Origin of the sequence: Mycobacterium sp. (genome assembly GCF_032159765.1) — a bacterium.
Taxonomy (GTDB): Bacteria; Actinomycetota; Actinomycetes; order Mycobacteriales; family Mycobacteriaceae; genus Mycobacterium.
Genome location: NZ_JAVHWM010000060.1, coordinates 189,689 through 213,991, shown reverse-complemented (window position 1 = coordinate 213,991; position 24,303 = coordinate 189,689). Strand labels below are relative to the sequence as shown.

The 24,303-nt window shown below is 64.5% G+C and carries 21 protein-coding genes; 10 read left to right on the top strand and 11 right to left on the bottom strand.

The features are described from left to right. Positions 1 to 71: 71 nt before the first annotated feature. Both QOH60_RS07150 and QOH60_RS07145 read right to left on the bottom strand, forming a co-directional pair. A complete protein-coding gene (locus QOH60_RS07150) occupies positions 72 to 350 on the bottom strand; it encodes a hypothetical protein (protein ID WP_526418566.1) in 279 nt (92 codons plus the stop codon). 134 nt (positions 351 to 484) lie between these two features. Next, on the bottom strand, positions 485 to 700 hold the full coding sequence (locus tag QOH60_RS07145) for a hypothetical protein (protein WP_526418564.1): 216 nt from the start codon (positions 698 to 700) through the stop codon (positions 485 to 487). A gap of 219 nt (positions 701 to 919) precedes the next feature. Between QOH60_RS07145 and QOH60_RS07140 the strand changes: the two genes are divergently transcribed. Both QOH60_RS07140 and QOH60_RS07135 read left to right on the top strand, forming a co-directional pair. After that, complete coding sequence (locus QOH60_RS07140) at positions 920 to 2,140, top strand: acyl-CoA dehydrogenase family protein (protein ID WP_526418562.1); 1,221 nt, start codon at positions 920 to 922, stop codon at positions 2,138 to 2,140. 33 nt (positions 2,141 to 2,173) lie between these two features. Beyond that, a complete protein-coding gene (locus QOH60_RS07135; RefSeq protein ID WP_526418559.1) occupies positions 2,174 to 4,138 on the top strand; it encodes an acyl CoA:acetate/3-ketoacid CoA transferase in 1,965 nt (654 codons plus the stop codon). On the opposite strand, the gene QOH60_RS07130 is transcribed toward QOH60_RS07135, so the two are convergent. The 3 genes from QOH60_RS07130 to QOH60_RS07120 are packed head-to-tail and all read right to left on the bottom strand — an operon-like array spanning position 4,128 to position 7,138. Then, positions 4,128 to 4,967 carry an alpha/beta fold hydrolase gene (locus tag QOH60_RS07130; protein ID WP_526418557.1) on the bottom strand — a complete coding sequence of 280 codons (840 nt, stop codon included), beginning with the start codon at positions 4,965 to 4,967 and terminating at the stop codon, positions 4,128 to 4,130. The genes QOH60_RS07135 and QOH60_RS07130 overlap by 11 nt on opposite strands. Continuing rightward, positions 4,964 to 5,416, bottom strand: coding sequence for a MaoC family dehydratase (locus tag QOH60_RS07125; protein WP_526418555.1), 453 nt, complete (start codon positions 5,414 to 5,416; stop codon positions 4,964 to 4,966). The genes QOH60_RS07130 and QOH60_RS07125 overlap by 4 nt, the downstream gene beginning before the upstream one ends. A 27-nt stretch (positions 5,417 to 5,443) precedes the next feature. After that, positions 5,444 to 7,138 (bottom strand): PHA/PHB synthase family protein, encoded by a 1,695-nt coding sequence (locus tag QOH60_RS07120; RefSeq protein ID WP_526418553.1) that lies wholly within the window; start codon positions 7,136 to 7,138, stop codon positions 5,444 to 5,446. 223 nt (positions 7,139 to 7,361) lie between these two features. On the opposite strand from QOH60_RS07120, the gene QOH60_RS07115 reads away from it, so the two are divergent. Then, positions 7,362 to 7,967 (top strand): HdeD family acid-resistance protein, encoded by a 606-nt coding sequence (locus tag QOH60_RS07115; protein WP_526418551.1) that lies wholly within the window; start codon positions 7,362 to 7,364, stop codon positions 7,965 to 7,967. A gap of 6 nt (positions 7,968 to 7,973) precedes the next feature. Continuing rightward, positions 7,974 to 8,441 (top strand): DUF1003 domain-containing protein, encoded by a 468-nt coding sequence (locus QOH60_RS07110; RefSeq protein WP_526418549.1) that lies wholly within the window; start codon positions 7,974 to 7,976, stop codon positions 8,439 to 8,441. Here QOH60_RS07110 and QOH60_RS07105 read toward each other — a convergent pair. Together QOH60_RS07105 and QOH60_RS07100 are read right to left on the bottom strand one after the other, a co-directional pair. Further along, entirely contained in the window at positions 8,407 to 9,621 is a 1,215-nt protein-coding gene (locus tag QOH60_RS07105) for a PucR family transcriptional regulator (RefSeq protein ID WP_526418547.1), read from the bottom strand. The two genes, QOH60_RS07110 and QOH60_RS07105, sit on opposite strands and share 35 nt — an antisense overlap. 98 nt (positions 9,622 to 9,719) lie before the next feature. Beyond that, on the bottom strand, positions 9,720 to 11,006 hold the full coding sequence (locus tag QOH60_RS07100; RefSeq protein ID WP_526418545.1) for a PucR family transcriptional regulator: 1,287 nt from the start codon (positions 11,004 to 11,006) through the stop codon (positions 9,720 to 9,722). A 171-nt stretch (positions 11,007 to 11,177) separates the two neighbouring features. Here QOH60_RS07100 and QOH60_RS07095 point away from each other — a divergent pair, with 171 nt between their 5' ends. The 6 genes from QOH60_RS07095 to QOH60_RS07070 all read left to right on the top strand — a co-directional run bounded on the left by QOH60_RS07095 (position 11,178) and on the right by QOH60_RS07070 (position 20,877). Continuing rightward, on the top strand, positions 11,178 to 12,647 hold the full coding sequence (locus tag QOH60_RS07095; RefSeq protein ID WP_526418543.1) for a class I adenylate-forming enzyme family protein: 1,470 nt from the start codon (positions 11,178 to 11,180) through the stop codon (positions 12,645 to 12,647). A 35-nt stretch (positions 12,648 to 12,682) separates the two neighbouring features. After that, positions 12,683 to 14,506 carry a DUF3556 domain-containing protein gene (locus QOH60_RS07090; protein ID WP_526418541.1) on the top strand — a complete coding sequence of 608 codons (1,824 nt, stop codon included), beginning with the start codon at positions 12,683 to 12,685 and terminating at the stop codon, positions 14,504 to 14,506. A 73-nt stretch (positions 14,507 to 14,579) separates the two neighbouring features. Next, positions 14,580 to 15,992, top strand: coding sequence for a phytoene desaturase family protein (locus QOH60_RS07085; protein WP_526418539.1), 1,413 nt, complete (start codon positions 14,580 to 14,582; stop codon positions 15,990 to 15,992). 31 nt (positions 15,993 to 16,023) lie between these two features. Then, on the top strand, positions 16,024 to 16,863 hold the full coding sequence (fabG, locus tag QOH60_RS07080; protein ID WP_526418537.1) for a 3-oxoacyl-ACP reductase FabG: 840 nt from the start codon (positions 16,024 to 16,026) through the stop codon (positions 16,861 to 16,863). 31 nt (positions 16,864 to 16,894) lie between these two features. Then, positions 16,895 to 17,536, top strand: a complete 642-nt coding sequence (locus QOH60_RS07075) for a Crp/Fnr family transcriptional regulator (protein ID WP_526418601.1) — start codon at positions 16,895 to 16,897, stop codon at positions 17,534 to 17,536. A gap of 32 nt (positions 17,537 to 17,568) precedes the next feature. Then, the gene (locus QOH60_RS07070) at positions 17,569 to 20,877 is read left to right on the top strand and encodes a protein kinase domain-containing protein (protein WP_526418535.1); all 3,309 of its coding nucleotides are present in this window, start codon (positions 17,569 to 17,571) and stop codon (positions 20,875 to 20,877) included. Positions 20,878 to 20,881: 4 nt separating this feature from the next. Here the strand turns inward: QOH60_RS07070 and QOH60_RS07065 are convergent, their stop codons facing one another. The 4 genes from QOH60_RS07065 to hemE form a co-directional block, all read right to left on the bottom strand. Further along, on the bottom strand, positions 20,882 to 21,100 hold the full coding sequence (locus QOH60_RS07065) for a three-helix bundle dimerization domain-containing protein (protein ID WP_526418533.1): 219 nt from the start codon (positions 21,098 to 21,100) through the stop codon (positions 20,882 to 20,884). A gap of 94 nt (positions 21,101 to 21,194) precedes the next feature. Further along, positions 21,195 to 21,890 (bottom strand): hydrogen peroxide-dependent heme synthase, encoded by a 696-nt coding sequence (gene hemQ / locus QOH60_RS07060; RefSeq protein ID WP_526418531.1) that lies wholly within the window; start codon positions 21,888 to 21,890, stop codon positions 21,195 to 21,197. Between the two features lie 4 nt (positions 21,891 to 21,894). Then, positions 21,895 to 23,247, bottom strand: coding sequence for a protoporphyrinogen oxidase (locus tag QOH60_RS07055; RefSeq protein ID WP_526418529.1), 1,353 nt, complete (start codon positions 23,245 to 23,247; stop codon positions 21,895 to 21,897). Then, entirely contained in the window at positions 23,244 to 24,293 is a 1,050-nt protein-coding gene (gene hemE / locus QOH60_RS07050) for a uroporphyrinogen decarboxylase (protein WP_526418527.1), read from the bottom strand. Before hemE ends, QOH60_RS07055 begins: the two co-directional genes overlap by 4 nt. Positions 24,294 to 24,303: the final 10 nt, after the last annotated feature.

Genomic DNA, 24,303 nt, shown 5'->3' with positions numbered 1-24,303 from the left:
GCCACTCGACCGCCTGTCACACATTGCTGGGGGCGGCCCCGGCGCGTCAATGATGACAGGCTCAACCGGTATCAGCCCGGCAGGTCCACACCGCCGGCCGGGTTGGTTTCTGAGAGCCCGGGTCCGCCGTCGATCCCAAGATAGGGAGAGATCTCAGGATCCGGACCCACCGGCACCAGAGGATCTTCACCACTAGTCCCAACAGGCGCAGTCGGCCGATCGGCAATCAGCTTCTCGTGCCCGACTGCTGGGGTAGCGGGCGCGGCGCTAGCGATGGGCGAGAGGGCAATCGCGCCACCGATCGCGGCTGCGCACAACCACGGTGCAAGGTATCTGATCGTGTTCTTCATGACGCTTTCTCCTTTGTGGGCAATGTATTTCAGCTGTGGGCTATCGTCGCAGTGCGCCGAGACGGTGTCGTCGCCATAGTGAATAACTTGGCGACGGCTGCGGCTTTGCCGACGGGCCCGGTCTCTGGGGTGTCTCAGCCCGGCAGGTCAATGCCGCCAGCCGGGTTGGTGGTACCCGAGTCGTCCGACTGGTTCGGATTGTAGAAACCCAGGTGGTATGGAATCTGCGGATCGGGGCCATACGGAACCAAAGGGTCGGGAGCGGCGCTGGCGATGGGCGCCAAGGCAATCGCCCCACCTATCGCCGCTGCAGACAACCACGGTGCCAGCAACTTGATCGTTGTCTTCATCGGTTTCTCCTTTGTAAGCGCTGTAATTCAGCTACCTCCAATCGTCCTGGTCCAACGAAAGGTTGTCGCCGGGGCTGACACCCATTCGGGTTTCCGGCTAGCTGGAATTTCGCCGTTCTGCCAAAGGGCTAGATCCGTTGTGCGCAGATATCATTGCGGTCTCACTTGACTGTCTCCGCGAACAACGAACTTGTCCCGTGCCGAGAGAACAATCGACCCATGACCGCCGCCAGCCCGGCCACTTCCGATCGTCCCGTCTACGCCAATATCGGGAAATCGCTTGGCACCGACTACTTCCTCCTCAAATCAGAGCTGACCCACGCGGAGCGGGACTACCTCCAGCGCACGCGGCAGTTCGTGGAAGAGGAAGTCTTGCCGCAGATCAACCCCTACTGGGAGCGGGCCGAGGTACCGCTCGACCTGTGCCGGCGGCTCGGCGAGCTTGGATTGGTCGGCGACGGATTGGAAGGTTACGGGTGCCCGCCGATGAGCAGCACCGCCGCGGGTTTGATCGCCATGGAACTCAACCGCGGTGACGGTAGCGTGGGCACATTCCTCGGTGTGCAGGCCGGCCTGGCGATGCGCTCGATCCACATGCACGGCTCTGAGGAGCAAAAGCAGCGTTGGCTTCCGGCGATGGCCCGCTGTGAGAAGCTCGGGTCCTTCGCGCTGACCGAGCCGCGGCACGGCTCCGATTCCGTTTCGCTGGAGACCGAGGCCCACCGGGAGGGCGACGAGTACGTCATCAACGGCGCCAAACGCTGGATCGGCAACGGATCAATGGCCGACATCGTGGTGCTGTGGGCCCGCGACACGGCAGACATGCAGGTCAAGGGTTTCCTGATCGAGAAGGGAACGCCGGGATACGACGGCCGCCCGATCGAGGGGAAGGGTTCGCTGCGCGCCCTGTGGCAGGCCGACATCGACCTGACCGACGTGCGCGTGCCTGTCGAAAACAAGCTGCCCGGGGCGAACACGTTCAACGACGCGGCCAAGGTGCTCAAGGCGACTCGGGCCTCATGTGCATGGTCCGCACTCGGCCACGCGGTCGCCGGGTACGACGCCGCACTGAATTACGCCATGCAGCGCACCCAGTTCGGCAAGCCCCTCGCACGGTTTCAGATCGTGCAGGAGAAGCTCGTCCGGATGCTCTGCGAGATCACCACAATGCAGCTGTACTGCGCGCGCTTCGGGCAGCTCGACGAAACCGACGAGCTCTCCGACACGATCGCCGCCCTCGGCAAGCTCAACAACACCGTCAAGGCACGCGAGGTGCTTGCAGAGGCACGTAATCTCCTGGGCGGCAACGGCATTCTGCTCGAGAACCACGTGATCCGGCACATGGCGGACATCGAGGCCATTTACACCTACGAGGGCACCGAGACGATCCAGACACTCCTTGTCGGCCGAGACATCACCGGGTTGAGCGCTTTCACCTGAGCCGACGAACGCACAACCAAGAGGAGCGAATCGATGGATTTTCCCACCGACATCCTGCCCGGCCTGACCGCGCGCGACAAAGTCGTCACCGCGCAGGAGGCCGTCGCGTTGATCCGAGACGGCGACACCATCGTGGCGGAGGGTTTCGCCGGCCAGTGCTTCGCCGAAGAACTCACCCTGGCTCTGGAGGCCCGGTTCCTGCAAACCGGCTCCCCGCGCGATCTCACACTGGCTTTCACGGTGGCACAAGGAGATCGGCAAGGACGTGGATTCGACCGGTTGTGCTACGACGGACTGCTGAAGCGTGCCATTGGGGGGCACTGGGGAATGTCGGGCGAGCTCGGCAAGATGGCTGTGGACGGCAAGATCGAGGCCTACAACCTGCCCCAGGGCGTGATCTCCCAACTGTTCCGGGACACGGCCGCCGGTAAGCCCGGCCTGATCACGCGTGTCGGCCTCGACACCTTCGTCGACCCGCGTAACGGCGGCGGAAAGATCAACACCGCCACCACCGAGGATCGCGTCGAGCTGATGTCCATCGACGGCCGGGAGTACCTGTTCTACAAGGCATTCGAGCGGCTGGATGTTGCGTTCCTGCGCGGTACCACCGCCGACCCGAACGGCAACATCACCATGGAACGCGAGGCGTTGTTCCTCGAGTCGCTCGCTGTCGCCACCGCGGTGCACAACGCCGGCGGACTGGTGATCGTGCAAGTCGAACGCATTGCCGACGTAGGTGCGCTCGGCCCCAAGAATGTGAAAATCCCGGGCGTGCTGGTGGACTGCGTGGTCGTCTCTGAACCCGAACACCACAGTCAAACCTGGGGAACCCAGTACTCGCCGGCGCTGAGCGGCGAGCTCCGGGTGCCGCTGTCCTCGATACCCCCGCTCGAGCTATCCATACGCAAGGTGATCGCTAGGCGCGCCGCGATGGAGTTGCGACCCAATTCGGTGGTCAATCTCGGCATCGGTATGCCGGAAGGCATCGCCAGTGTGGCTGCAGAGGAACACATCCTCAACTACCTCATCCTCACCGCAGAACCGGGCGTTATCGGTGGATTGCCCACCGGCGGAGCAGACTTCGGTTCCGCGATCAATGGCGACGCGATCCTCGAGCAGCCGGCTCAGTTCGACTTCTACGACGGGGGCGGACTGGACGCGGCTTTCTTGGGCATGGCGCAGGCTGACGCACAGGGCAACGTCAACGTCAGCAGGTTCGGACCGAGGCTCGCCGGGTCAGGTGGGTTCATCAACATCAGCCAGAACGCGAAAAAGCTGGTGTTCCTCGGCACCTTTCTTGCGCCGGCCCGCACCGAGGTCGTCGACCTGCACATCGTCGTGACCGACGGCGTCGCCGCGCCGAAGTTCCTCGACGCCGTCGAGCAACGCACCTTCAGCGGCAAGTACGCCGCGGACGCGGGACAACCTGTGCTGTACGTGACGGAGCGCTGCGTGTTCGAGCTCACGCCAAAAGGCCTGCAGCTCATCGAAATCGCTCCCGGCGTCGAACTGGAACGGGATGTGCTGGCCCACGTCGGGTTCGAGCCGATCATCGACAGCGAACCGAAGTTGATGGACGAGCGGCTCTTTCGCGAAGGGCCAATCGGGCTCAAAGAGGACCTGTTGACCGTTCCTCTCGAAGCGCGCTTCATCTATGACGCCGACCGCAACATCTTTTTCCTCAACCTCGAAGGGGTCTCGGTGTCGGCTCCACCTGAAGCCGAGGCGATCACCTCGGAGATCGAGAAGAGGCTGGCAGCGGTGGGCAGGAAAGTGCACGTTGTGGTCAACTACGACAACTTCTACCTGGCCCCCGACCTTTCCGACACCTATGTGGCGGCCGTGCGCAGCTTGGCAGATCGCTTCTATGACAGCGTCACCCGTTACACCACAAGCTCATTCATGCGTCTCAAGCTCAGCGGGCACCTGTCCGGACGTGGCCTCGCTCCGCACATCTACGAGAGCCGCCAAGAAGCGCTCAACTGGCTCAAGGGTTGACACCGCCTGATTTTCTGAACGATTCGATCACCGGTGCCAATTCGGCTGCGTTCATGATCAAGTCGACATGACCACCGTCGTGGAGATACACCGTCGCGTGCGGCAGCAGCCGGGCCATAATCCTCGCGTTGACCACCGGAACGATCGGATCGTCGAGGCCGGCCATGATCAGCGTTTCCTGCCTGACGAGAGGAAGGGCAAACAGGCTGGTCCACACCATTCCGGCAAGCAGCTGATGCAGGTAGCCGATGCGCGAGCCGGCCATCAGCTGGCGGTCGAACAGCTTCTCGACAACCGATGGATCGTTGCGGACGGTGCCGCCGTAGAGGTCACCCGCGATGCCGGCGGCGTAGCGATGGTCGAGAAACCGACGCGGCGTGAGCATTTTTGCCAGTACCCTCGGAACCCCTGGCACCATGATGGCACCCGTACCTGTCGAGACGAGGATCAGACGTCGGCAGCGTCGCGGGTTCTGGAACGCGAACTGCTGCGCCAGCGCGCCACCCCATGACAAACCGAGGACGTCGACGCCCTGGTCGTCGAGTCGGAGCTTCTTCAGGAGACCTCCGACGACCGCCGCCAGGTATGGAAACCCGTATGGCAGAGGCGAAATGGGCGAGCCGCCGGAGCCGGGGACGTCGAACCGCACCACAGTCGTGCCTGGGTCGAGGTGTTGCACCAACGGGTCAAGCACTTCGAGGCTGGCACCGATGCCGTTGCACAGGACCAGCGGGATCCCCTCTCCCATCCGAACATTGACGCGGATCTGCTGCCCGAGGACCGGGATGAGCTCTTGCACGGTGAGCCTCTCATGAGATGCCGCGGTCATGGGTACAACACGATGACGTCGGCGACGCACGCCGGACGTTGCCCGCCGTCGACCTCATAGGTGACGGTGAAGACGGACTCGACGCCTGAGGTTTTTTGCCGAGCACTCATCACCGACACCGTCGCGCGAATCTTTGACCCGACTCGCACTGGTGCCGGGAACCGGACCTTGTTGAGTCCATAGTTGAGCGCCGCGGTGATTTCCTGGATCTCGAGAACCTGCGAGATGACCACCGGCGCGAGCGCAAGCGTCAAATAACCGTGCGCGATGGTGCCTTTGAACGGGCCTTTGGCCGCACGTGCAGGGTCGATGTGGATCCATTGGTGATCCCCTGTGGCATCGGCGAACCGGTCTACTTGCTCTTGAGTGACCTCCATCCACTCGGTGGTGCCGAGTGGTTGCCCGACGAGTTTCAACAGATCTGCGGGCGCTTCGAGAACGGTTGTCATACATGACCTCTCAATGCTGAGGAACGCTCAATGCTCGAGTACGTAGGTGCCGGGCGCCGGCCCCAGCGGCGTCAGGCCAGCGCCCCCCAATGTCTGGGGGGCGTCCGTCTTGCCCCCGCTGCGCGATGCGAGCCAGGAGACGAAATCGGGCCACCATGAATCCGTGTGCTGCTCGGCGGACTCCACCCACGCCGACGGCTCGGCCTCGTCGACGCCGCCGACCCGGTACGTCGCCCGGGGATTCCCTGGCGGATTCACCAGGGACGCAATGTGGCCGCTGGAGGACAGCACGAAACGAAGATCCTTGCTGCCGAGGAGCCGGGCGCTGCGGTAACACGCCTGCCACGGCGAAATGTGGTCGGCGATGCCGGCGATCACGTAGGCATCGGTGGTGAGCTGTCCCAGGTCGACCGGTGTGCCGAGCATACTCACCACGCCCGGCGTCACCAGCGAGTTGTGCAGACCCATCGTGACCATGTCGCGGTGCAGCGCGGCCGCCATCCGCGTGGTGTCCGCGTTCCAGAAGAGCACGTCGAACGCGGCGGGTGACTTGCCTTCGACATAGTTGTTCACCCAATACCGCCAGACCAGGTCCGTGGGGCGCAGCCACGCGAACACCTCGGCGAGAGAACGACCGTCGAGATAGCCCTTTCTCGCCGACAGCGCGATGGCGATGTTGGCAGCCTCCTCGTCGATCGCGGCCGCCGCGAAACCTGCTTTGCGTTGGTCGAGGACGGTCACCATCAACGTCAGGCTCGCGAGGCGGCTACCCTCCCCTGTCGCGTTGAGGTGTGCCGACGTCATGGCGGCCAGGATTCCGCCGGAACACGACGCCTGCAGATGTGTCCGGTCGGATTGGGAGATCTTCTCGACGGTGTCCAATGCAGTCAGGATCGCACGGCCGTAAGTGTCGAAACCCCAGTTCCGTTCTTCGGCTGTCGGATTCCGCCACGAGATCGCGAACACCTGCACACCCTGGCTGACGAAATACTCGATCATGCTGCGGCCCGGCGAGATGTCCATGATGTAGAACTTGTTGATCACCGGCGGAACCATGAGCAGAGGGACCGACAACACCTTGTCGGTCGTCGGCGCGTATTGAATCAGCTCGAATTCCTCGCAGCGGAAGACCACGGATCCCGGCGTGGCCGCGATGGTTTCGCCGAGCGTGAACGCGTCGGGTTCCACCATCGACGGCACCCGGGGCGCGGACGTCATGTCGCCGACGAAGTGCCGAAGCCCTCTCACCGCGCTCAGTCCGCCGGTGTCGATGAGGGCCTTCCACCCGAGCGGGTTCAGAAGCGGATTGTTGGTCGGCGCCAGTCCCTCGGTAATGACGTCGAGCACGAACCGCATCCGTTCGGCGTCGCGCCAGTCCAGTTTCGCATCCGAGAACAGTTGATTCGCAGTGTTGTTGGCCGCGAGATAGGCCTGCATCGTGCGTTTGAGCAGCGGATTGCCCCGCCACGCCGGATCAGCGAATCGCTTGTCCCCCTTGGCCGGTGCCAAGTCGGAGCGACCCTCGGCGATCGACACCAGCTCGCGGGAGAGGTCGGCGGCGCGCGATGCCACCGTGCGCGGGCGCCGGGCGAGGCCCAGCGCCAACCGGCTCCATGAAGTGTTGGGCATCATCCGATCTGCCATCCCCACGGCCGAGCTGGTGAGCAGCAGATCCAGTGGCGCAGCGAGCTCATCGGCACTTCGGTTCGTCGTGGCTACCACAGTCCTGGGCCTCCTGAAGATGGCGTCATCTCAATCGTCGTTACCTGAACGTCTGACGTCTTTGTCGAGCAGAACAACGTCGATGCGTCCTCGGTGTACCTGTGAACACGACCGCCGGAATGTTCGGTCGAACACCTAACCCACTGCGACGTTGTATCCACGGACAACCGCGGCCAATGGGCACCGCGCAAGAATGAATTACCCATCGACGGTTGGAGTAGTGATGAGTGAACGCAATCAGACCGCAACCGCAAGTAGACCGCACCCGATTCTCGACGAAGTCGTTGGCACGACCAAGCAGTGGTGGCTGCTGCTCATCACGGGCGGGCTGTGGATTGTCATCGCCATCGTGATCCTGCGTTTCAACTACGCCTCAGTCGCCACAATCGCGACACTCTTCGGCGTCTTCTGCTTTTTCGCCGCGGCGAACGAACTGATGGTGGGAGCCGTATCGTCGACAGGCTGGCGGATATTTCACTGGATTCTTGCCGTGTTGTTTGTCGTCGTCGGATTCTTCTCGTTTTTCCGTCCCGGAGACACATTTGTCGCCTTGGCCGCAGTGATGAGCTTCTATTTCGTCTTCCGCGGAGCGTTTGACATCGCGATGGCTCTCGCCGGAAGTAGAGCGCCGGGGTGGTGGCTGCTGCTCATCGTTGGTCTGGCTGAATTGGCGATCGGATTCTGGGCGGCGGGATCATGGAACGTATCGGTAATACTGCTTGTGTCCTGGGTCGCTGCCGGAGCGCTGCTGCACGGCATCGGCGAGATCGCGGCCGCGTTCGTGATGAGAAAGGTCGGCCACGAGGTCCAATCGCTTGAACGGATCTGACTCGGCATGACCGGACGGCCCGCTGAGTTCGCTCGCCTCATTCCGCGTCACATTCTGCGGAGCGAGAAGCGCCATGCCCCGACGGTGATCGCCGAGGCGAAGAAGCGCAACGCGAGCTTTGAGCTGCGGATCGCCGACCGGATCACGGCGTTCGCCGGATCGATGAGTTTTGTCTGGCTGCATGCCGTGTTGTTCGCGGCCTGGATGCTCCTGCTGGAGAAAAGCCCGTGGCCCACACTGACGTTGGTGGTGTCACTGGAGGCGATTTTCTTGTCGACCTTCGTGATGATCGGTCAGAATCGGCAGGCCGCGTTCCAGCAGGCCAAAGCAGATCACGATTTCGAAACGCAGGAACTCGAGCTGAAGACCAACACCGAGCTGACGCGTGAAATCCACACGCTGACAACGGAATTACACAGGCGGCTGATGGGTCCGTCGGCTACGGGTGCAGATGCTTCTCCGTCTGCCACATGAGGCGGCGGTGGACCTCGAATGCCAGCGACAACTCAGCAACATCGCGTGGTCGTGACAGGGACCGGCCAGTGCGTTGTTCGATCCGGTGTAATCGGTACCGCACCGTGTTCGGGTGACAGAACAGCAATTCGCCTGCGGTGCGCAGAGATCCGTCGTTCTCCAGCCACACCCTGAATGTCTCGAACAGGATGTCTCGCTCGTTGTCGGCAAGGCCGACAAACCCGTCGATGATAGGAGCCACGAGCTTCACCATGATCTCCGGCGCACTCACCGCCGCGGTCGACAGAATCGAGCCGTCGAACGTGCTGACCTGTGGTCCGGGCTCTGCACGGCCGCGCAGCATGACGCGCGCCAGCCGAAGCGCCTGCGCGGTATCCCTGAGGTCGTCATATGGTGCGCTGACTCCCACACGATCCGTCGCGATACGGCTCACCAGCGCCAGAACGTTGTCGAGATGACTGTCGCTGTTGATGTGCACGATCCCGACCTGCAGATCGGGCAGCAGCCGCCACGCCGAGAACACGTCCATGCTGCGCAGCTTCGACTCGATCTCCGGGAGTGCCTGTGTTCCGACGGTCGCAACCACCGCCGCGATGACCACGAACGGACCCTCGCTGGGCAGTCGCAGGAAGTCGGCGGCTTCCCAGACGCTCGACTGCTCGAACAACCGCCCGTGCAGCACCGAGTCGATGAGCACCGAGCGCTCAGACTCGTCGACGAGCGCGCGGTGGCTGTGCTCACCGCGGTAGCCTCGGGCCATTGCTGTGGTGAAAAGATCTTGGGCCGCAAGAATTTTCGCGGTCAACTGACGCAAAGTCTCACCGTTGTCCGCGTGGGACGCGGACTCCTTGACGGCCACATCCCAGAGCCCGCGAAAGCCGATTCGGTACGCGTCCATGACCGACGCGAGTGGCACGCCGTCGCGGGCACGTTCGGCGCCCAACTTTTCTGCCACGACGAGATCGAACTCCGTATTGGTGGCTATCGCGGCAAGGACCGACCGGACGTTCGCGGTGCACCCATCGACGACCAGGTCGAGCGGCACCGCGACGACCGCGGCCTGGTACAGCCTCACCTCTTGGGTAATTGCACGCGCAAAATCGGCGGCGAGCTCGTCGGCCCGCTCGAGAAGCGCCTCCGCGACTTCAGCGACTCCATGTCGCGTCGTGTCGCCGTTCATGCGCGAAAGGCTAGGTTGCAAAAGCTTCATAGCCATTGTCCCCTGACGACAAAGACAGCCGCCGTCATTGTAGGCCGCAGATGAGTGCTGCGACCCGACTATGCTCCACCCGTCTGCAGCACGGCCGTGCCGTACCACTGGCAGGCAAGCAGCGCGATCTCGATGTCGAGGCGATCGCCTTCGATGGGCCGTCCACGCCGTGCGACCGCTCGGCCTACGCGGTATTTCACGGTGTTGAAGTGCAGGTCAAGCTCTTCGGCCGCCGCCTTGTAGCTGGAGCCGCAGCGCAGGAAGATCCGCAGCGTCTCACGCAGTCGGGCGTCGTTTTCGTTATCGGCGGACAACTCACCCAGGACAGCCGTCACCCATTCGCGGGTATCGCCGATGTCCTTGCCGAGGAGCGCAGCAGCGGACAACCCCGGATCGGACGCGGCGATCACCATCGGCTCCGGCCGGCCCCCTGCGACCGCAACATTGTGAGCGGCCTCCGCATCGCCAAAAGAGCGGCGGAAGCCCTCCACGCCTTTCGCGACCGCGCCGATCGCGACACTCGGACAGTCGGCGCGGCCATCGGCGAAATGACGGACGACGTCGACGGCGTCGGGAGGTGCCGATCGAAACGGCAGCCATCCCCATCCGCTTGTTTGATCGGCCGCCACGAAGAGCGGGTTCGAGTCGACATTTGCTGCGTGGCCCAGCTCGCGCAGAAACCTTTGCGCCCGGTCGAGTTCGTCTCCCGTCGCATCTGCTTCGGGGTACCAGATCGCCATGGCAAGGTGATGCCATCGCAATGGATAGCGTATCGATTTGCTGGTCGCGTCGACGTCGACGACTTTCCTGTCGTCCAGCACCTCACGGACGCGCAGCGACCGGATGCTGTTCTGATTCTCCAGCCACCGTTCGCGTTCGTCCTCGTAGATCACGACGACCTGTTGGCTGAGCCGGTCGATGTATTCGAAGAGCGTTGCCGAGATCGACTCGAGCACCGCGAACCGTGTTGTGGCCGCCACATCGAGCTCGCGCAGTTCGCGGAAAACGATCTCGTTCATCCGGCCCTGGCCCAACCGGTAGGCGCGGACCAGGGCATTGAGTGGGACGCCGTGTTGCGCCAGCCGGCGCGCATACTCGACCGCGGCGACCGGCGCTTCGATGCTCTGCACGGCGATGTCGTACCGCAACGCGTGCAGAACAGTTTCGACGTTCGCCTCGACGCTGGCGTCGAGCAGGTCGAGAAGCCGCGGGTCGGACCGCAGCTCGGGGATGTCCTCCTCGAGGGAACGGCGGATATACGACGACGCGTCGGCCAGTCGCTTGCTTATCCGCTCCGCGGTTTCGGCGACATGGGAGCGGACGTCCTCCCCGTCTTCGCGACGCGTCTTGGTCATCTCATGACGGTAGATCGTGCCGCGCAGTGCGGTGGGCCATTTCACGTCGATGGTTTTGTCCCGCCGAGACAACGGCCAGTGCCGACTTCATCCCCTCACCACGATGCCCGCGAACCGTCCCATTCCTAATGTCAGCACCCACAGCAACTCGCTACCGAAGGAGCACACGCCATGAGCCTGGCGGCACTGCCCGATCAGCGCGCAGCCGATAATCCTTCCGGCCCTGCGGTCGCAGACGACAACACCGACCTGAACAATGCCGAGTTTCTCGACGCGATTGCGCGTGCTGCCGCGGCGCTGCAACGTCATGGCGTCTCCGCCGGCGACGTCGTGGCAATCATGTTGCCGAACACCGTCGCGTTCGTCGTGTCGTTGTTCGCGGCCTGGCGGCTGGGCGCCGCGGTCACTCCGATCAATCCCTCGCTGCGCCAAGCCGAAGTCGACTACCAGATCGCCGACGCCGGGTCGAAGGTGCTGGTAGCCGACGCCGCGCCGGAATTCGACACGGGGGCGGATGCGGTGGTGACGACAAAAGAGCTCAGCAGCGGCCAGCCCACCGCGGATGTGTTGACGGCGCCGCACCATGGCGACGACACGCTCGCATTGCTGATCTACACCAGTGGGACCACCGGACGGCCCAAGGGCGTGATGCTCGATCACGCCAACTTGACCGCGATGTGCCGTTCGGTGATCGATGGTTTCATGCTCACCGCGGGCGACCACAGCCTCCTGATCCTTCCGCTGTTCCACGTGAACGGCATCGTCGTCGGGACCCTCTCCCCGCTGCTCGCCGGCGGCCGCGCGACGCTCGCGGGCCGCTTCAAGCCGGACACCTTCTTCGATCGCATCGAACGGAGCCGCGCCACCTACTTCTCAGCGGTACCAACGATTTACACGATGCTGTTGGGCCAACCCGAGAGTGTGAAACCCGATACGTCGTCGGTGCGGTTCGCAATCTGCGGCGCAGCCCCGGCGAGTGTCGAACTCCTTGAGGGTTTCGAGTCCCGCTATGGCATTCCGTTGATCGAGGGGTACGGACTCTCGGAGGGCTCATGCGCGAGCACTGTCAACCCGCTTGCCGGCAAGCGCAAGGCGGGCACGGTGGGATTGCCGCTACCCGGGCAGACGATCCGGCTTGTCGACGCCGGAGGAAACCAGGTGCCCGATGGCGAAGCCGGCGAGGTTGTGATCAAGGGCCCCAACGTGATGCGCGGCTACTTGAACCGTCCCGAGGAGACGGCCAAGACGCTCGTCGACGGCTGGCTGCACACCGGTGATGTCGGCAAGTTCGACGAGGACGGCTACCTGGTTCTCGTCGACCGCGCGAAGGACATGATCATCCGCGGCGGTGAGAACATCTATCCCCGCGAGATCGAAGCAGTGGTGCACCAACTGCCGCAGATCGCCGAGGCGGCAGTGGTCGGGCGGTCGAACGCGGTGTACGGCGAGGAACCCGTGCTGTTCGTCTCGCTGCATCCGGACAAGTCGATCAGCATCGATCAGATTCGCGATCACCTCAGTGCGTCCTTGGCGAAATACAAACTGCCCGTCGAGATCACGATTATTGGCGATCTCCCCAAGAACCCGGTCGGCAAGATCGACAAGCCGAGGCTGCGCCGCCGGCTCGCAGAGACGCACTGAAACCAAACCCGACCCGTCAATCAAAGGAGATCATCATGGGATTCACCAAGCCCAACCTCCCGGATGTCGATCCGGACACCTTCATGCGGAAGCCGCTCATGGAGCGGATGCGCATCCTTGCCACCGAATGGGTCGACAACGGATTCGGGGCGCCGCGGCTGGCGCACACCATCTACATCGCGAAGTTGGTGTTCCTCTACGCGCTTGGTGGCGTGCTGGTGGCGACGCTGACGTCCGGTCTGCCCGTCTTGCACGTCTCACAGTGGTGGAACCAGCCGGTCGTGTACGAAAAACTCATTCTGTGGACGGTGCTCCTCGAGCTGATCGGCATCGCCGGATCCTGGGGCCCGCTGGCCGGCAAGGTCAAGCCGATGACCGGCGGCATCCTGTTCTGGGCGAGGCCCGGCACAATCCGGCTACGACCGTGGAAGTGGGTGCCGTTCACGTCTGGAGACCGGCGGACCTGGTTCGATGTCGTTCTCTACATCGTGCTGATGATCAGTGTCGCCGTCCCGATGGTATTGCCTGGGGTGCACAGTGATTCGCTGTCTGCGGCGATGCCGGGCAACACGTCGGGACTGGTGAATCCCGCGCTGCTGATCGCACCGATCGTGCTGCTTGTGGTGATGGGATTGCGCGACAAGATCGTTTTCCTCGCTGCGCGAGGTGAGCAGTACCTGCCCGCGCTGATCATGTTCGCCGTCTTCCCGTTCGTGAATATGATCATCGCGCTGAAGCTGCTGATCGTTGTCGTCTGGGTCGGCGCCGGGGTGTCGAAACTTGGCCTGCACTTCACCAACGTCATCCCGCCGATGGTCAGCAACAGCCCGTTCATTCCGTTCACGTGGTTGAAGCGAGCGCACTACCGCAACTACCCCACCGATCTGCGGCCTTCACACCTCGCCGGCTTCATGGCGCACGGCCCTGGCAGCGTGGTGGAGATTCTGGCACCGCTGGTCCTGCTGTTCTCGACGAACAAGTGGGTGACGATCGTCGCAGTGGTGATCATGGTGTGCTTCCACCTGTTCATCATCTCGACGTTCCCGCTCGCGGTGCCGCTGGAGTGGAATGTCCTTTTCGCCTACGCAACCATGTTCTTGTTCCTCGGCTTCCCCGCGTGGAGCGGCTATTCCGTGTTCGACATGACCCCGGCCTGGTTGGCGCTCGTCGTCACCGCAGCGCTGCTGTTCTACCCGATCCTCGGCAACTTCCGGCCCGACAAGGTGTCGTTCCTCCCGTCGATGCGGCAATACGCCGGCAACTGGGCCTCCGCCGTGTGGGCGTTCGCCCCTGGCGCAGAAGCGAAGTTGAACAAGGTCACCCGGACCGCCAAGAACCAGGTGGACCAATTCGTCGATATCGGGTACGAGCCTCGGTGGGCCGACGTCACGATGCAACGCGTGATTTCGTGGCGAACGATGCACAGCCAGGGCCGTGGTCTGTTCTCGGTGCTGCTGAAGAACCTTCCGGACATCGACACCCGCAGCGTGCGAGAGGGAGAGTTCGTCTGCAATTCGCTGATCGGGTTCAACTTCGGCGACGGCCACCTCCACGACGAGGGCATGATCGCCGCCGTCCAGCGCGAGGCTGCGTTCGAGCCCGGCGAACTTGTGGTGGTGTGGGTCGAGTCGCAGGCCTGGGGCAGCAAGGTTCAGCATTACAAGGTGATAGATGCAGCGCTTGGCATCATCGAGACGGGCACGTGGAACGTTGCCGACGCGATTGAGGAGCAGCCTTGGCTGCCCAATGGCCCGATCCCGATCGACGTCACGTGGTCACTCGCCAAGGGCATACCGACGCCGAAGGCCAAGCACGCCGCGCGCCAGGACGAGGACCACGACCACGGGGCGCTGACGTGAGCACCCGAAGGCGACCGCGAGTGAGGATCGCAGCGAGGAACGAGCGAGGACCGGAGCGAGTGGGAGCCGAGGCATGAGCACCGCGACGGTCATCGGTGCCGGTCCGAACGGCCTTGCGGCCGCGATCGCTCTGGCGAAAGCGGGCCTGGACGTGACGGTGCTGGAAGCCGCAGACGAGATCGGCGGCGGGACCCGGACCAGCGAGGCGATCATTCCCGGTTTGTTGCACGACCACTGCTCGGCGATTCATCCGATGGCGGTCGGTTCGGAGTTCCTCGCCGCCCTGGGCCTTGACCGGTATGGCTTGTCGTGGCGGTGGCCCGAGATCGACTGCGTCCACCCGCTTGACGGCGGTAGCGCCGGGGTGCTGTACAGGTCGGTCGACGCCACCGTCGACGGGCTCGGCGCTGACGGCACGAAGTGGCGCAGGCTGTTTGGTTGGGCGTCGAGCACGTGGGACGAGCTGTCCGACGACATCATGCATCCGCTTGTGGGCATCCCGCACCACCCGCTGATGATGGCCCGCTTCGGCGCGCCGACGTTGTTGCCGGCCTCGGCGCTCGCCCGCTGGTTCCGCACCCCGGAGACCCGTGCGCTGTTTGGAGGCGTTGCGGCACATGCCTTTCGGCCGCTGCACTATCCGATGACGTCAGCGATCGGGTTGGGCATCCTTTCCGCCGGGCACCGGCACGGGTGGGCCGTGGCCGCCGGTGGCTCCCAGAGCATCACCAACGCAATGGCGCTGCTGCTCGCCGATCTCGGCGGCAAGGTCGAGACCGGTACCCGCGTCGAGTCGCTGTCACAATTGCCGCCGGCGGACGTGACGATGTTCGACCTCGACCCCGGAGCCGTCGCACGAATCGTGGGCGACCGCTTGCCGTCTCGCGTCGCGCGGGCCTACCGGCGCTTCCGGCGAGGCCCAGGCGCATTCAAGGTGGACTTCGCGGTCGAAGACGGAGTCCCATGGAGCAATCCGAGCGCGCACAAAGCCGGCACGGTGCACGTCGTGGGCGACTTCGCCGAGCTCGCCGCCACCGAGCGTGCGGTCCATGCAGGCGGTATGCCGGAGCGGCCCTTCGTCCTGGTCGGTCAGCAATATCTGGCCGACCCTGGGCGTTCCGTCGGCAATACGCACCCGGTCTGGACGTACGCACATGTGCCCAACGGGTATACCGGCGACGCCACCGAGGCGATCATCTCCCAGATCGAACGTTTCGCGCCGGGGTTCCGCGAGCGCATCGTCGGCCGAATTGTGCGGAGCACCACCCAGATGGCCTCGTACAACACGAATTACGTGGGCGGCGACATCATGACCGGATCCAAGGACATTCGCCAGTTGACATTCGGACCGCGAATCACTCTGTCGCCCTACAGGATAGGCGTCCAGGGGATGTACATATGCTCGGCCGCGACGCCCCCGGGACCCGGCGCGCACGGCATGTGCGGCGCCAACGCCGCCAAGGTAGCGCTCGGCGGACTCACTTAGGCCGCACCCACCGCCATGAAAGGTAGCTGTCATGACTGATCTACTGGAATCCCAACCAGTTCCGTCCAACCCGCCGTCCACCGATAAGCTTGCGGGCCGCGTCGCGTTCGTCACGGGCGGCACGCGCGGCATCGGCGCAGCGATCGCGCACAGCCTCGCCAACCAAGGGGCGACGGTGGCAGTGGGCTACAACCGCGACAAAGGAAGCGCCGAGCAGTTTGTTTCCGAACTGCTGAAAACAACTCGTCCGCACGGTGCTTCGGCGTCGGCCCATCGTGGCAATGTCGGCTCATGCGAGGACTGCCGACGTACGATCGCGGAGGTCATTGACACTCACGGACGCCTCGACATTCTGGTCAACAATGCGGGGATCACGATGGACAAGACCGTCGCCGCGATGACCGAAGACGACTGGCATGGCGTGCTCGCAGTGAACCTCTCCGGAGCGTTCTTCTTGTCGCAGGCCGCACTCGCGCACATGCTCGAACGAGGAACCGGGCGCATCGTCAATGTGTCGTCAGTCGTCGGCGAGACAGGCAACATCGGCCAGGCAAACTACGCGGCTTCGAAATCGGGACTCTTCGGCCTGACCAAGACTCTGGCGAAGGAGGCCGCCTATCAGCTGGCGAGGTCGGGCACGCGCCAAGACGGGATCGGCGTCACCGTGAACACAGTGACCCCGGGTCTGATCACCACGGAGATGACTGCGGACATTCCCGAGAAAGTGATGGCGAAGCTGACCAGCCAGATACCCGTCGGCCGTGCTGGTAGCCCCGGGGAGGTCGCGCGCGTTGTTCATTTCTTGGCCGCGGATGCATCGTCATATATCACCGGCCAGACCTGGAGCGTCAACGGTGGCATGGACATGTGAACGTGACGTGCAGGTGCTGGTTCGGTCCGAGATGTTTCGAGGCGTGGAACCCTCCGATGTGCTCACCGAGCAGTTGCATGTGGTGGAATTCCCCTGCGGCAGCGTGATATACACCGACGGCGATCCAGGCAACCAGCTCTACGTCGTCATTTCCGGCAAAGTCAAGATCGGTCTGAGCTCGCCGGCGGGGCGCGAGCGCCTGCTGACGGTGATGGGTCCGTCGGACATGTTCGGCGTCGTGTCGATGTTCGACTCGGGCACACGAACAGCGACCGCGACGGCCCTCACGGACGTGAGGGCGATAGCGCTGGATCGAATTCGGTTGCGCGTCTTGATGACCGGGCATCCGGTGATTGCCGAACAATTGCTGCAAATGCTGGCCCACCGGTTGCGGCTCACCGACAACACCCTTGCCGCAATGATTTCCGCGGACGGGCCCGGCCGTCTCGCCAACCAGCTGCTAACACTTGCGCAGCGCTTCGGCAGGCAGGAACAGGACGGACTGCGGGTCACCCACGATCTCACGCAGGAGGAGATCGCCCACCTCATCGGGTCGTCACGCGAAACGGTCAACAAGGCGTTGGCCAACTTCATACACCGCGGCTGGATCCGGGTGGACGGCAAGAGCGTGCTGATTCGAGAACCCGAGCGGTTGGCCCGTCGGGCCAGATAATGTGCGGTTTCATACAGGAACGGTGACCGTCGATGGCCGAAGGCGATCCGCACGCGACACAGCAGGGTTTGGTTTCCGGCATCCCTGCCGAACTGCGTAGCGCCGGATTCGACGACGTCGTGGAAGTCGGGCACGGCGGCTTCGGGGTCGTCTATCGCTGCACACAGCCGTCGCTGGACCGCACCGTCGCGGTCAAGGTCTTGACGTCCGATCTCGACCCGGACAACCTCGAACGTTTCCTCCGTGAACAGCGGGCAATGGGCAGGCTGTCCGGTCACCCCAACATCGTCACGATTCTGGAGGTCGGCACGACAGCGACGGGCCGGTCATTCATCGTGATGCCTTATCACGCCAAGGATTCGCTGGAGGCGTTGATCCGCACGCACGGACCTCTCGACTGGGACGAGGCTGTGAGTCTCGGCGTCAAGTTGGCCGGGGCACTGGACGCCGCGCACAGCGTCGGCACGCTGCACCGCGACGTCAAACCCGGCAACATCCTGCTTTCCGACTACGGCGAACCGCAGCTCACCGATTTCGGGATCGCGAGGATATCCGGCGGATTTCAGACGTCGACGGGCGTAATCACCGGCTCCCCTGCGTTCACGGCCCCCGAGGTACTCGAGGGAAGGAACCCAACGCCGCAGTCGGACGTGTACTCGCTCGGCGCGACCCTGTTCTGCGCGATCACCGGCCACGCGGCCTTCGAGCGCCGCAGCGGCGAGAAGGTCGTCGCCCAATTCCTGCGGATCACGTTGCAGCCGATTCCCGACCTGCGCGAGGACGGCCTGCCCTCGGACGTGGCCACCGTGATCGAACATGCGATGTCGCGCGATCCTACTGACCGTCCCACTAGCGCAAGCGAATTCGGCGAGGAGCTCCGCCTCCTCCAGCGCAGTCACTCGATAGTCGTCGACGAGATGGCCCAGCCTGTCAAACTCGGCGTCGAAAGCCGCAAGACCCGCGGCATCCCATCTCCTCACCGACCCGACACGGGGGTAACGCCCACGCCTCCAACCCCGGCGACCAAGTACCGGCCGCCGGTTGCCACCAGATCGCTTGTCGCCCGCAGCCGACTCATCGAGACAATCCGTGCGGCGGGACGGCGACGGCTGATCCTCATTCATGCGCCGTCCGGGTACGGCAAGAGCACCCTGGCCGCCCAGTGGCGGGACGAACTCACCGACGACGGCGTCACCGTCGCCTGGTTGACGATCGACGACGACGACAACAACGAGGTGTGGTTCCTGAGCCACGTCCTCGAGGCGATCCGTCGGGTCCGTCCGGCAATCGCAGACTCGCTGACCCACGTTCTGGAACAGCACGGCGACAACGCCGTTCGCTACGTCTTGGCATCGCTCATCGACGAGCTCCACGACGCCGATGACCCGATCACACTGGTTGTCGACGACTGGCACCGGGTGACGGATGCGCAGACGATCGCCGCGCTGGCTTTCCTGGTCGAACACGGATGCCATCACCTTCAGGTCGTCGTGACCAGCTGGTCGCACACGGGCCTGCCGCTGAGCAGACTGCGCCTCACGGATGAGTTGATCGAGATCGATTGCGAAGCTCTGCGTTTCGACGCGATGGAGGCCCGGTCGTTGCTCAACGACGTGGGCGGGCTCGCGTTGCCGGGAAACGATATCTCCGGGTTGACCGAGTCGACCGACGGATGGGCCGCAGGACTACAGCTGGCTACATTGTCCCTGCGCGCGGGCTCCGATGCCGCCGACCTGATGGAACACCTGTCGAGTGCGAACAATGTCGTTGGGGAATTCCTCGCCGAGAACGTCCTTGACACTTTGGAACCCGAGATTGCCGACTTCATCCTCGCAACGTCGATCACGGAACGCACGTGCGCGGGGTTGGCGTGCGCGCTGGCATCAGTGACGCGCGGACAGGCGATGCTCGAGGACGTCGTAGCGCGTGGCTTGTTCCTGCACCGAATCGACAACGACCCGGACTGGTTTCGGTACCACCAGATGTTCGCGGAGTTCCTACGCCGGCGCCTGGCGCGCGACCACCCCGATCGCATCGACCACCTGCACCGCAGCGCGTCAGCGTGGTTCGCCGAGCAGGGCTACCTCAACGACGCCGTCAACCACGCGCTGGCAGCAGGTGACCCGAGGCTTGCCGTAGACCTGGTCGAGCAGGACGAAACGAACCTGCTGGAGCAATCGAAGATGACCACGCTGCTGGAGATTGTCAAGAAGCTGCCGCCGCAACGACTGATGTCGCGGACACGCCTGCAATTGGTGATCGCGTGGGCGAATATTCTGCTGCAACGCGCGGCGCCGGCAGAGATCGCGCTCAATCGCTTCGAAGCGGCGTCAAAGGGCACGGACCCTTCGACGCGCGCGGACCTGCGCGCTGAAGCCGACGTTCTGCGCGGGGTCGCTGACATCTTCGCAGACCGCGCCGATCGCGTGGATGATCTTGTTGCCGAGGCATTCTCGCGGCCCGATGACTTACATCCGCGCGTCCCAGGGGTGGCGGGCAACGTCGCGGCATTCGCGGCGATCTACCGTTTCGAGTTCGACGATGCGCGCCGGGCACTCGAGTGGGCGGAGCCGTATCAGCAGATGATGGGGCCGTTCGCCAGCGTCTACGCCCACTGCTTCGCGGGTATCGCCGCCCGGTATGAGCTCGACATCCCTACTGCGGAGGCGGAATTCCGCAGCGCGTTCGACATCGGTGCGGCCGTAGGGCCACATTCGCACGCCGCACGACTGGCAGGCGCTCTGCTCGGCGAATTGCTCTATGAGAGAGGCGCGTTGGACGAAGCCACGAACCTCCTCGATGCCAGCTACGAGTTCGGGCCCGAAGGGGGCGGGGTGGATTACCTTGCTGCACGGTATGTTGGCGGGGCCAAAGTCAAAGCGGCCAATGGCGATCCTGCCGCCGCAGTGGAGCATCTCGATGCTGGGATGACGGTCGCGCAGCGGCTGCGCCTGCCACGGCTTGCGGCCGCGATCAACAATGAACGGGTCCGGCTTGGTATCGACATCGCGCCGGCCGTTGCCGCCCAGCTGCGATCCCCGCGGGCCATTCCGCGAGGAGACGGGCTGGCCATGATGACAGCCGAACTCGACGAGGACTCCGCGATCCGCTTGTTGTCGGCGAGCAATTCCGCCGACGACAAGAAGCAGGCTTGTCGCCGTGCAGAACACCTGGTTGCCGGAATCGATCCCGCTCGCAGACCGTTGGCGGCGCTCGGCGCGCAACTGCTGCTGGCTGAAACGCTTACCGCGGGGGGCCGACCGGTTGATGCGAACGTCATCGCGTCACGCTGCGCCGAGCTGGGGTTACCGCGCCTGCTGGTTGACGCTGGACTGGAATAGACAACTAGGCGGTGACGCCAGCAGTTGCAGGCAATCCCGACAATTCTCTGGTGGCGCGACGTTCGACCAGGAGCGGGACGAAGTCACGCACCTTGCTGTTCTCGAACCGCGCGTGTGCCTGTGCCACCGCCCCGGCGATCTGATCAGGCGGTACCTGGGCGAACTTGCCGGTGAGTCGCTCGCGGATTTCCTCCATCGACGCCGACTCGCTGATCTCCGCCACGCAGACAGCTTGAATCACGCAGGCCACAGTCGTCAAATGCTGACCATCGTCATTTTTTGAAGCGAAACCGCGGGTACCAGCCTCGCCGCGAGGATCACGGAAGCTTGGCGACCAGCTGTTCCACCGACACCCGCGGACCCGTGAAGAATGGCGTTTCTTCGCGGACATGCTTGCGCGCGTCGGTGGCGCGCAGATCCCGCATCAGGTCGACGATGCGGTGCAGCTCCGGCGCTTCGAACGCCAGGATCCACTCGTAATCGCCGAGCGCGAACGCCGGCACGGTGTTGGCGCGCACATCTTTGTAGTCGCGGGCGGCCATGCCGTGTTCGGCGAGCATCCGGCGGCGTTCCTCGTCGGGCAGCAGGTACCAGTCCAGCGAACGCACGAACGGATACACGCAGACGTAGGCACCCGGCTCCTCGCCGGCAAGAAACGCAGGAATGTGGCTCTTGTTGAACTCCGCCGGACGGTGCAGCGCAACGCTGCTCCACACCGGCGTGCTGGCCCGGCCCAGCGAGGTGGTGCGCCGGAAGTCGGAATACGTGGCCTGCAGCGCCTCGACATGCTCGGCGTGCGTCCAGAACATGTAATCCGCGTCCGCGCGCATTCCGGCGACGTCATACACCCCGCGCACGACGACGCCGTTGTCCTCCTGTTGTTTGAGGAACGTCGCGGTCTCGTCGACGACCGCGGCCCGCTCGTCGCCCAACGCGCCGGGACGCACCGCGAACACGGAAAACATCAGGTAGCGGATGGTCGCGTTGAGGGAGTCGTAGTCGAGTCGGGCCACGGTTCTATCGTGCCATGACGGCCGTCACGAGCCGATCGGCCGCCGCGGCGCCGGACGCGACGCACGCAGGCACTCCGATGCCGTCGAGATAGTTGCCTGCCAGCGCCAGCGTCGGCGGGATCGAGTCCCGGATTCGCGCAACCAGCGCGCCGTGGCCGGGGCCGTACTGGGGCATCGCGTCGATCCATCGCGCCACGTGGGACTCGATGGGATCCACCGTGAGCCCGAAGACGTTCGCGATGTCCTCGACGGCCCAGCACACAAGTTGATCGTCCCCCGACGCGACGGCCACGTCGTCGCCGAACCGACCGAAGCTCAGCCTCAGCAGCTCGACGTTCTCGGGCTGCCCCCATTTGCGGCTCGACAGTGTTATCGCCTTGGCGTGCAACGGTTCTCCACTCGCCACCAGTACCCCAGATTGTTGCGGCAGCGGTGTCCCCTTCGGCACTGCCAGTGCGACGACCACGGACGATGCGACGGGAATCCGGCGCGCGGCCGCCGCGGCATCGGCAGCGACGTCTGTGACCAGCTGCCCGACGGCACCGGCCGGCACAGCGAGCACGACCGCGTCCGCTCGATGGTCGACGCCGGCGGCGTCGGTCAGCAGCCAGCCGTCACCGTCACGCTCCAGCCGCACGACCGCCGTCTGCACACGGTCGGCGCGTGCGCGATGGGTCAGCTCGTCGACCAGCGTGCGATAGCCGCCGTCGATCGCCCCGAATACCGACCCGGCCGACGGCGGAGGCAACGCCGCTCGTGCCGCCGCCGTCAGACTGGCTGCGCCGCCGTCCAGCGCCGCAACCAGCCCAGGCACTGCCGAACGCAGGCCGATCGTTGCTGCCGAGCCGGCATACACGCCGGCAAGCAGCGGATCCACCGAGCGCGCGACCACCTGGTCGCCGAACCGGTCCCCGACGAGATCGGCGACGGCGCGATCCTCACCGGGCTGCCAGCGCAGAGGCTGCGACGGCTCCGCGGCGACACGGGCGACGGTGCTCTCATCGACGAGACCTGACAGCGACGACGCCGACGTGGGGATGCCGTACACCGTCCCTTCCGGCATGGGGCGCAGAACCCCGTGGGCGTAGATCAGCGGCCGCGCGCCGGTGGTGCCGCGCTGGGCCCCGGCGAGCCCGAGTTCGGCCAACAACGCGGGGACCTCCGGGCGTCGCGCGACGAACGCCTCCGCGCCGAGGTCCATCGGGTGGCCTGCTATCTGCACGGTGCGCAGCGTGCCGCCGAGCGTCTCGGCCGGGTCGAACAGCGTGATCCGCGCGTCGTCACCCACGGCGGCGCGCAGCCGGTACGCGGCGGTCAGACCCGAAATACCGCCGCCCACAACGACATACGTCGTCACAACGAATGCACCAGCGACACCAGGTCGGTGACGATTCCCGGGTCGGTGTCCGGCAACACGCCGTGACCGAGGTTGAAGACGTGGCCCGCGACACCGGCGTCGACCGCCCGGCGCCCGTCGTCAACCACACGCCGGGCGGCGGCGTCGACCACCGGCCATCCGGCCAGCAGCACGACCGGATCGAGGTTGCCCTGCAAGGCAACACCCGGTTGCACGCGGACGGCAGCGTCGGCCAGCGATGTGCGCCAGTCGACGCCGACGACCGTCGCGCCCGCCGCCGACATCGCGCCGAGCAGCTCCCCCGTGCCGACGCCGAAGTGCGTCATCGGCACGCCCGTCGCGGCCAGCGCATCGAAAACCCTTGCGCTGTGCGGAAATACATATTCAGTGTAGTCGGCGAGCGACAGCGCACCTGCCCATGAGTCGAACACCTGGATAGCATCGACGCCCGCGGCGGTCTGCACCTGCAGGAAGGCGATGGTGAGGTTGGCCAGCGCGGACATCAGCGCATGCCATGTGCGCGGGTCACCGAGCATCATCGCCTTTGTGCGCTCGTGGTGGCGGCTTGGGCCGCCCTCGATGAGATAGGACGCCAGCGTGAACGGAGCGCCAGCGAAACCGATCAGCGGGACGTCGCCGAGGGCGTCGACGAGCAGAGCGACCGCGTCGGCGACCGGGGCGACCTGTTCGGGCTCCAGCCGCGGAAACCCGGCCACGTCGGTGGCGGTGCGAATGGGCTGCTCGATGACGGGCCCGACATCGGGCACGATGTCCAGCGCCACGCCGGCTGCCCGCAGCGGCACGACAATGTCGGAGAACAGGATCGCCGCGTCCACGCCGTGCCTGCGCACAGGCTGCAGAGTGATCTCGCAGACCAGCTCGGCGTCGAAACAGGCAGCCAGCATGCTGTGCTGGGCGCGCAGCGCGCGGTATTCCGGTAGTGATCGGCCTGCTTGCCGCATGAACCACACCGGGATGCGATGTGGCTTCCGGCCGGTGACCGCGGCCAGGTACGGGGCATTGGGCAGCTCACGGCGGGTATTCATGGTGTCCCCA

Bases quoted from the DNA above. Each gene is read 5' to 3' on its own strand.
- QOH60_RS07150 (WP_526418566.1), bottom strand. From the start codon at position 350: ATGAAGAACACGATCAGATACCTTGCACCGTGGTTGTGCGCAGCCGCG.
- QOH60_RS07145 (WP_526418564.1), bottom strand. From the start codon at position 700: ATGAAGACAACGATCAAGTTGCTGGCACCGTGGTTGTCTGCAGCGGCG.
- QOH60_RS07140 (WP_526418562.1), top strand. From the start codon at position 920: ATGACCGCCGCCAGCCCGGCCACTTCCGATCGTCCCGTCTACGCCAAT.
- QOH60_RS07135 (WP_526418559.1), top strand. From the start codon at position 2,174: ATGGATTTTCCCACCGACATCCTGCCCGGCCTGACCGCGCGCGACAAA.
- QOH60_RS07130 (WP_526418557.1), bottom strand. From the start codon at position 4,967: ATGACCGCGGCATCTCATGAGAGGCTCACCGTGCAAGAGCTCATCCCG.
- QOH60_RS07125 (WP_526418555.1), bottom strand. From the start codon at position 5,416: ATGACAACCGTTCTCGAAGCGCCCGCAGATCTGTTGAAACTCGTCGGG.
- QOH60_RS07115 (WP_526418551.1), top strand. From the start codon at position 7,362: ATGAGTGAACGCAATCAGACCGCAACCGCAAGTAGACCGCACCCGATT.
- QOH60_RS07110 (WP_526418549.1), top strand. From the start codon at position 7,974: ATGACCGGACGGCCCGCTGAGTTCGCTCGCCTCATTCCGCGTCACATT.
- QOH60_RS07105 (WP_526418547.1), bottom strand. From the start codon at position 9,621: ATGAACGGCGACACGACGCGACATGGAGTCGCTGAAGTCGCGGAGGCG.
- QOH60_RS07100 (WP_526418545.1), bottom strand. From the start codon at position 11,006: ATGACCAAGACGCGTCGCGAAGACGGGGAGGACGTCCGCTCCCATGTC.
- QOH60_RS07095 (WP_526418543.1), top strand. From the start codon at position 11,178: ATGAGCCTGGCGGCACTGCCCGATCAGCGCGCAGCCGATAATCCTTCC.
- QOH60_RS07090 (WP_526418541.1), top strand. From the start codon at position 12,683: ATGGGATTCACCAAGCCCAACCTCCCGGATGTCGATCCGGACACCTTC.
- QOH60_RS07085 (WP_526418539.1), top strand. From the start codon at position 14,580: ATGAGCACCGCGACGGTCATCGGTGCCGGTCCGAACGGCCTTGCGGCC.
- fabG (WP_526418537.1), top strand. From the start codon at position 16,024: ATGACTGATCTACTGGAATCCCAACCAGTTCCGTCCAACCCGCCGTCC.
- QOH60_RS07075 (WP_526418601.1), top strand. From the start codon at position 16,895: ATGTTTCGAGGCGTGGAACCCTCCGATGTGCTCACCGAGCAGTTGCAT.
- QOH60_RS07070 (WP_526418535.1), top strand. From the start codon at position 17,569: ATGGCCGAAGGCGATCCGCACGCGACACAGCAGGGTTTGGTTTCCGGC.
- hemE (WP_526418527.1), bottom strand. From the start codon at position 24,293: ATGAATACCCGCCGTGAGCTGCCCAATGCCCCGTACCTGGCCGCGGTC.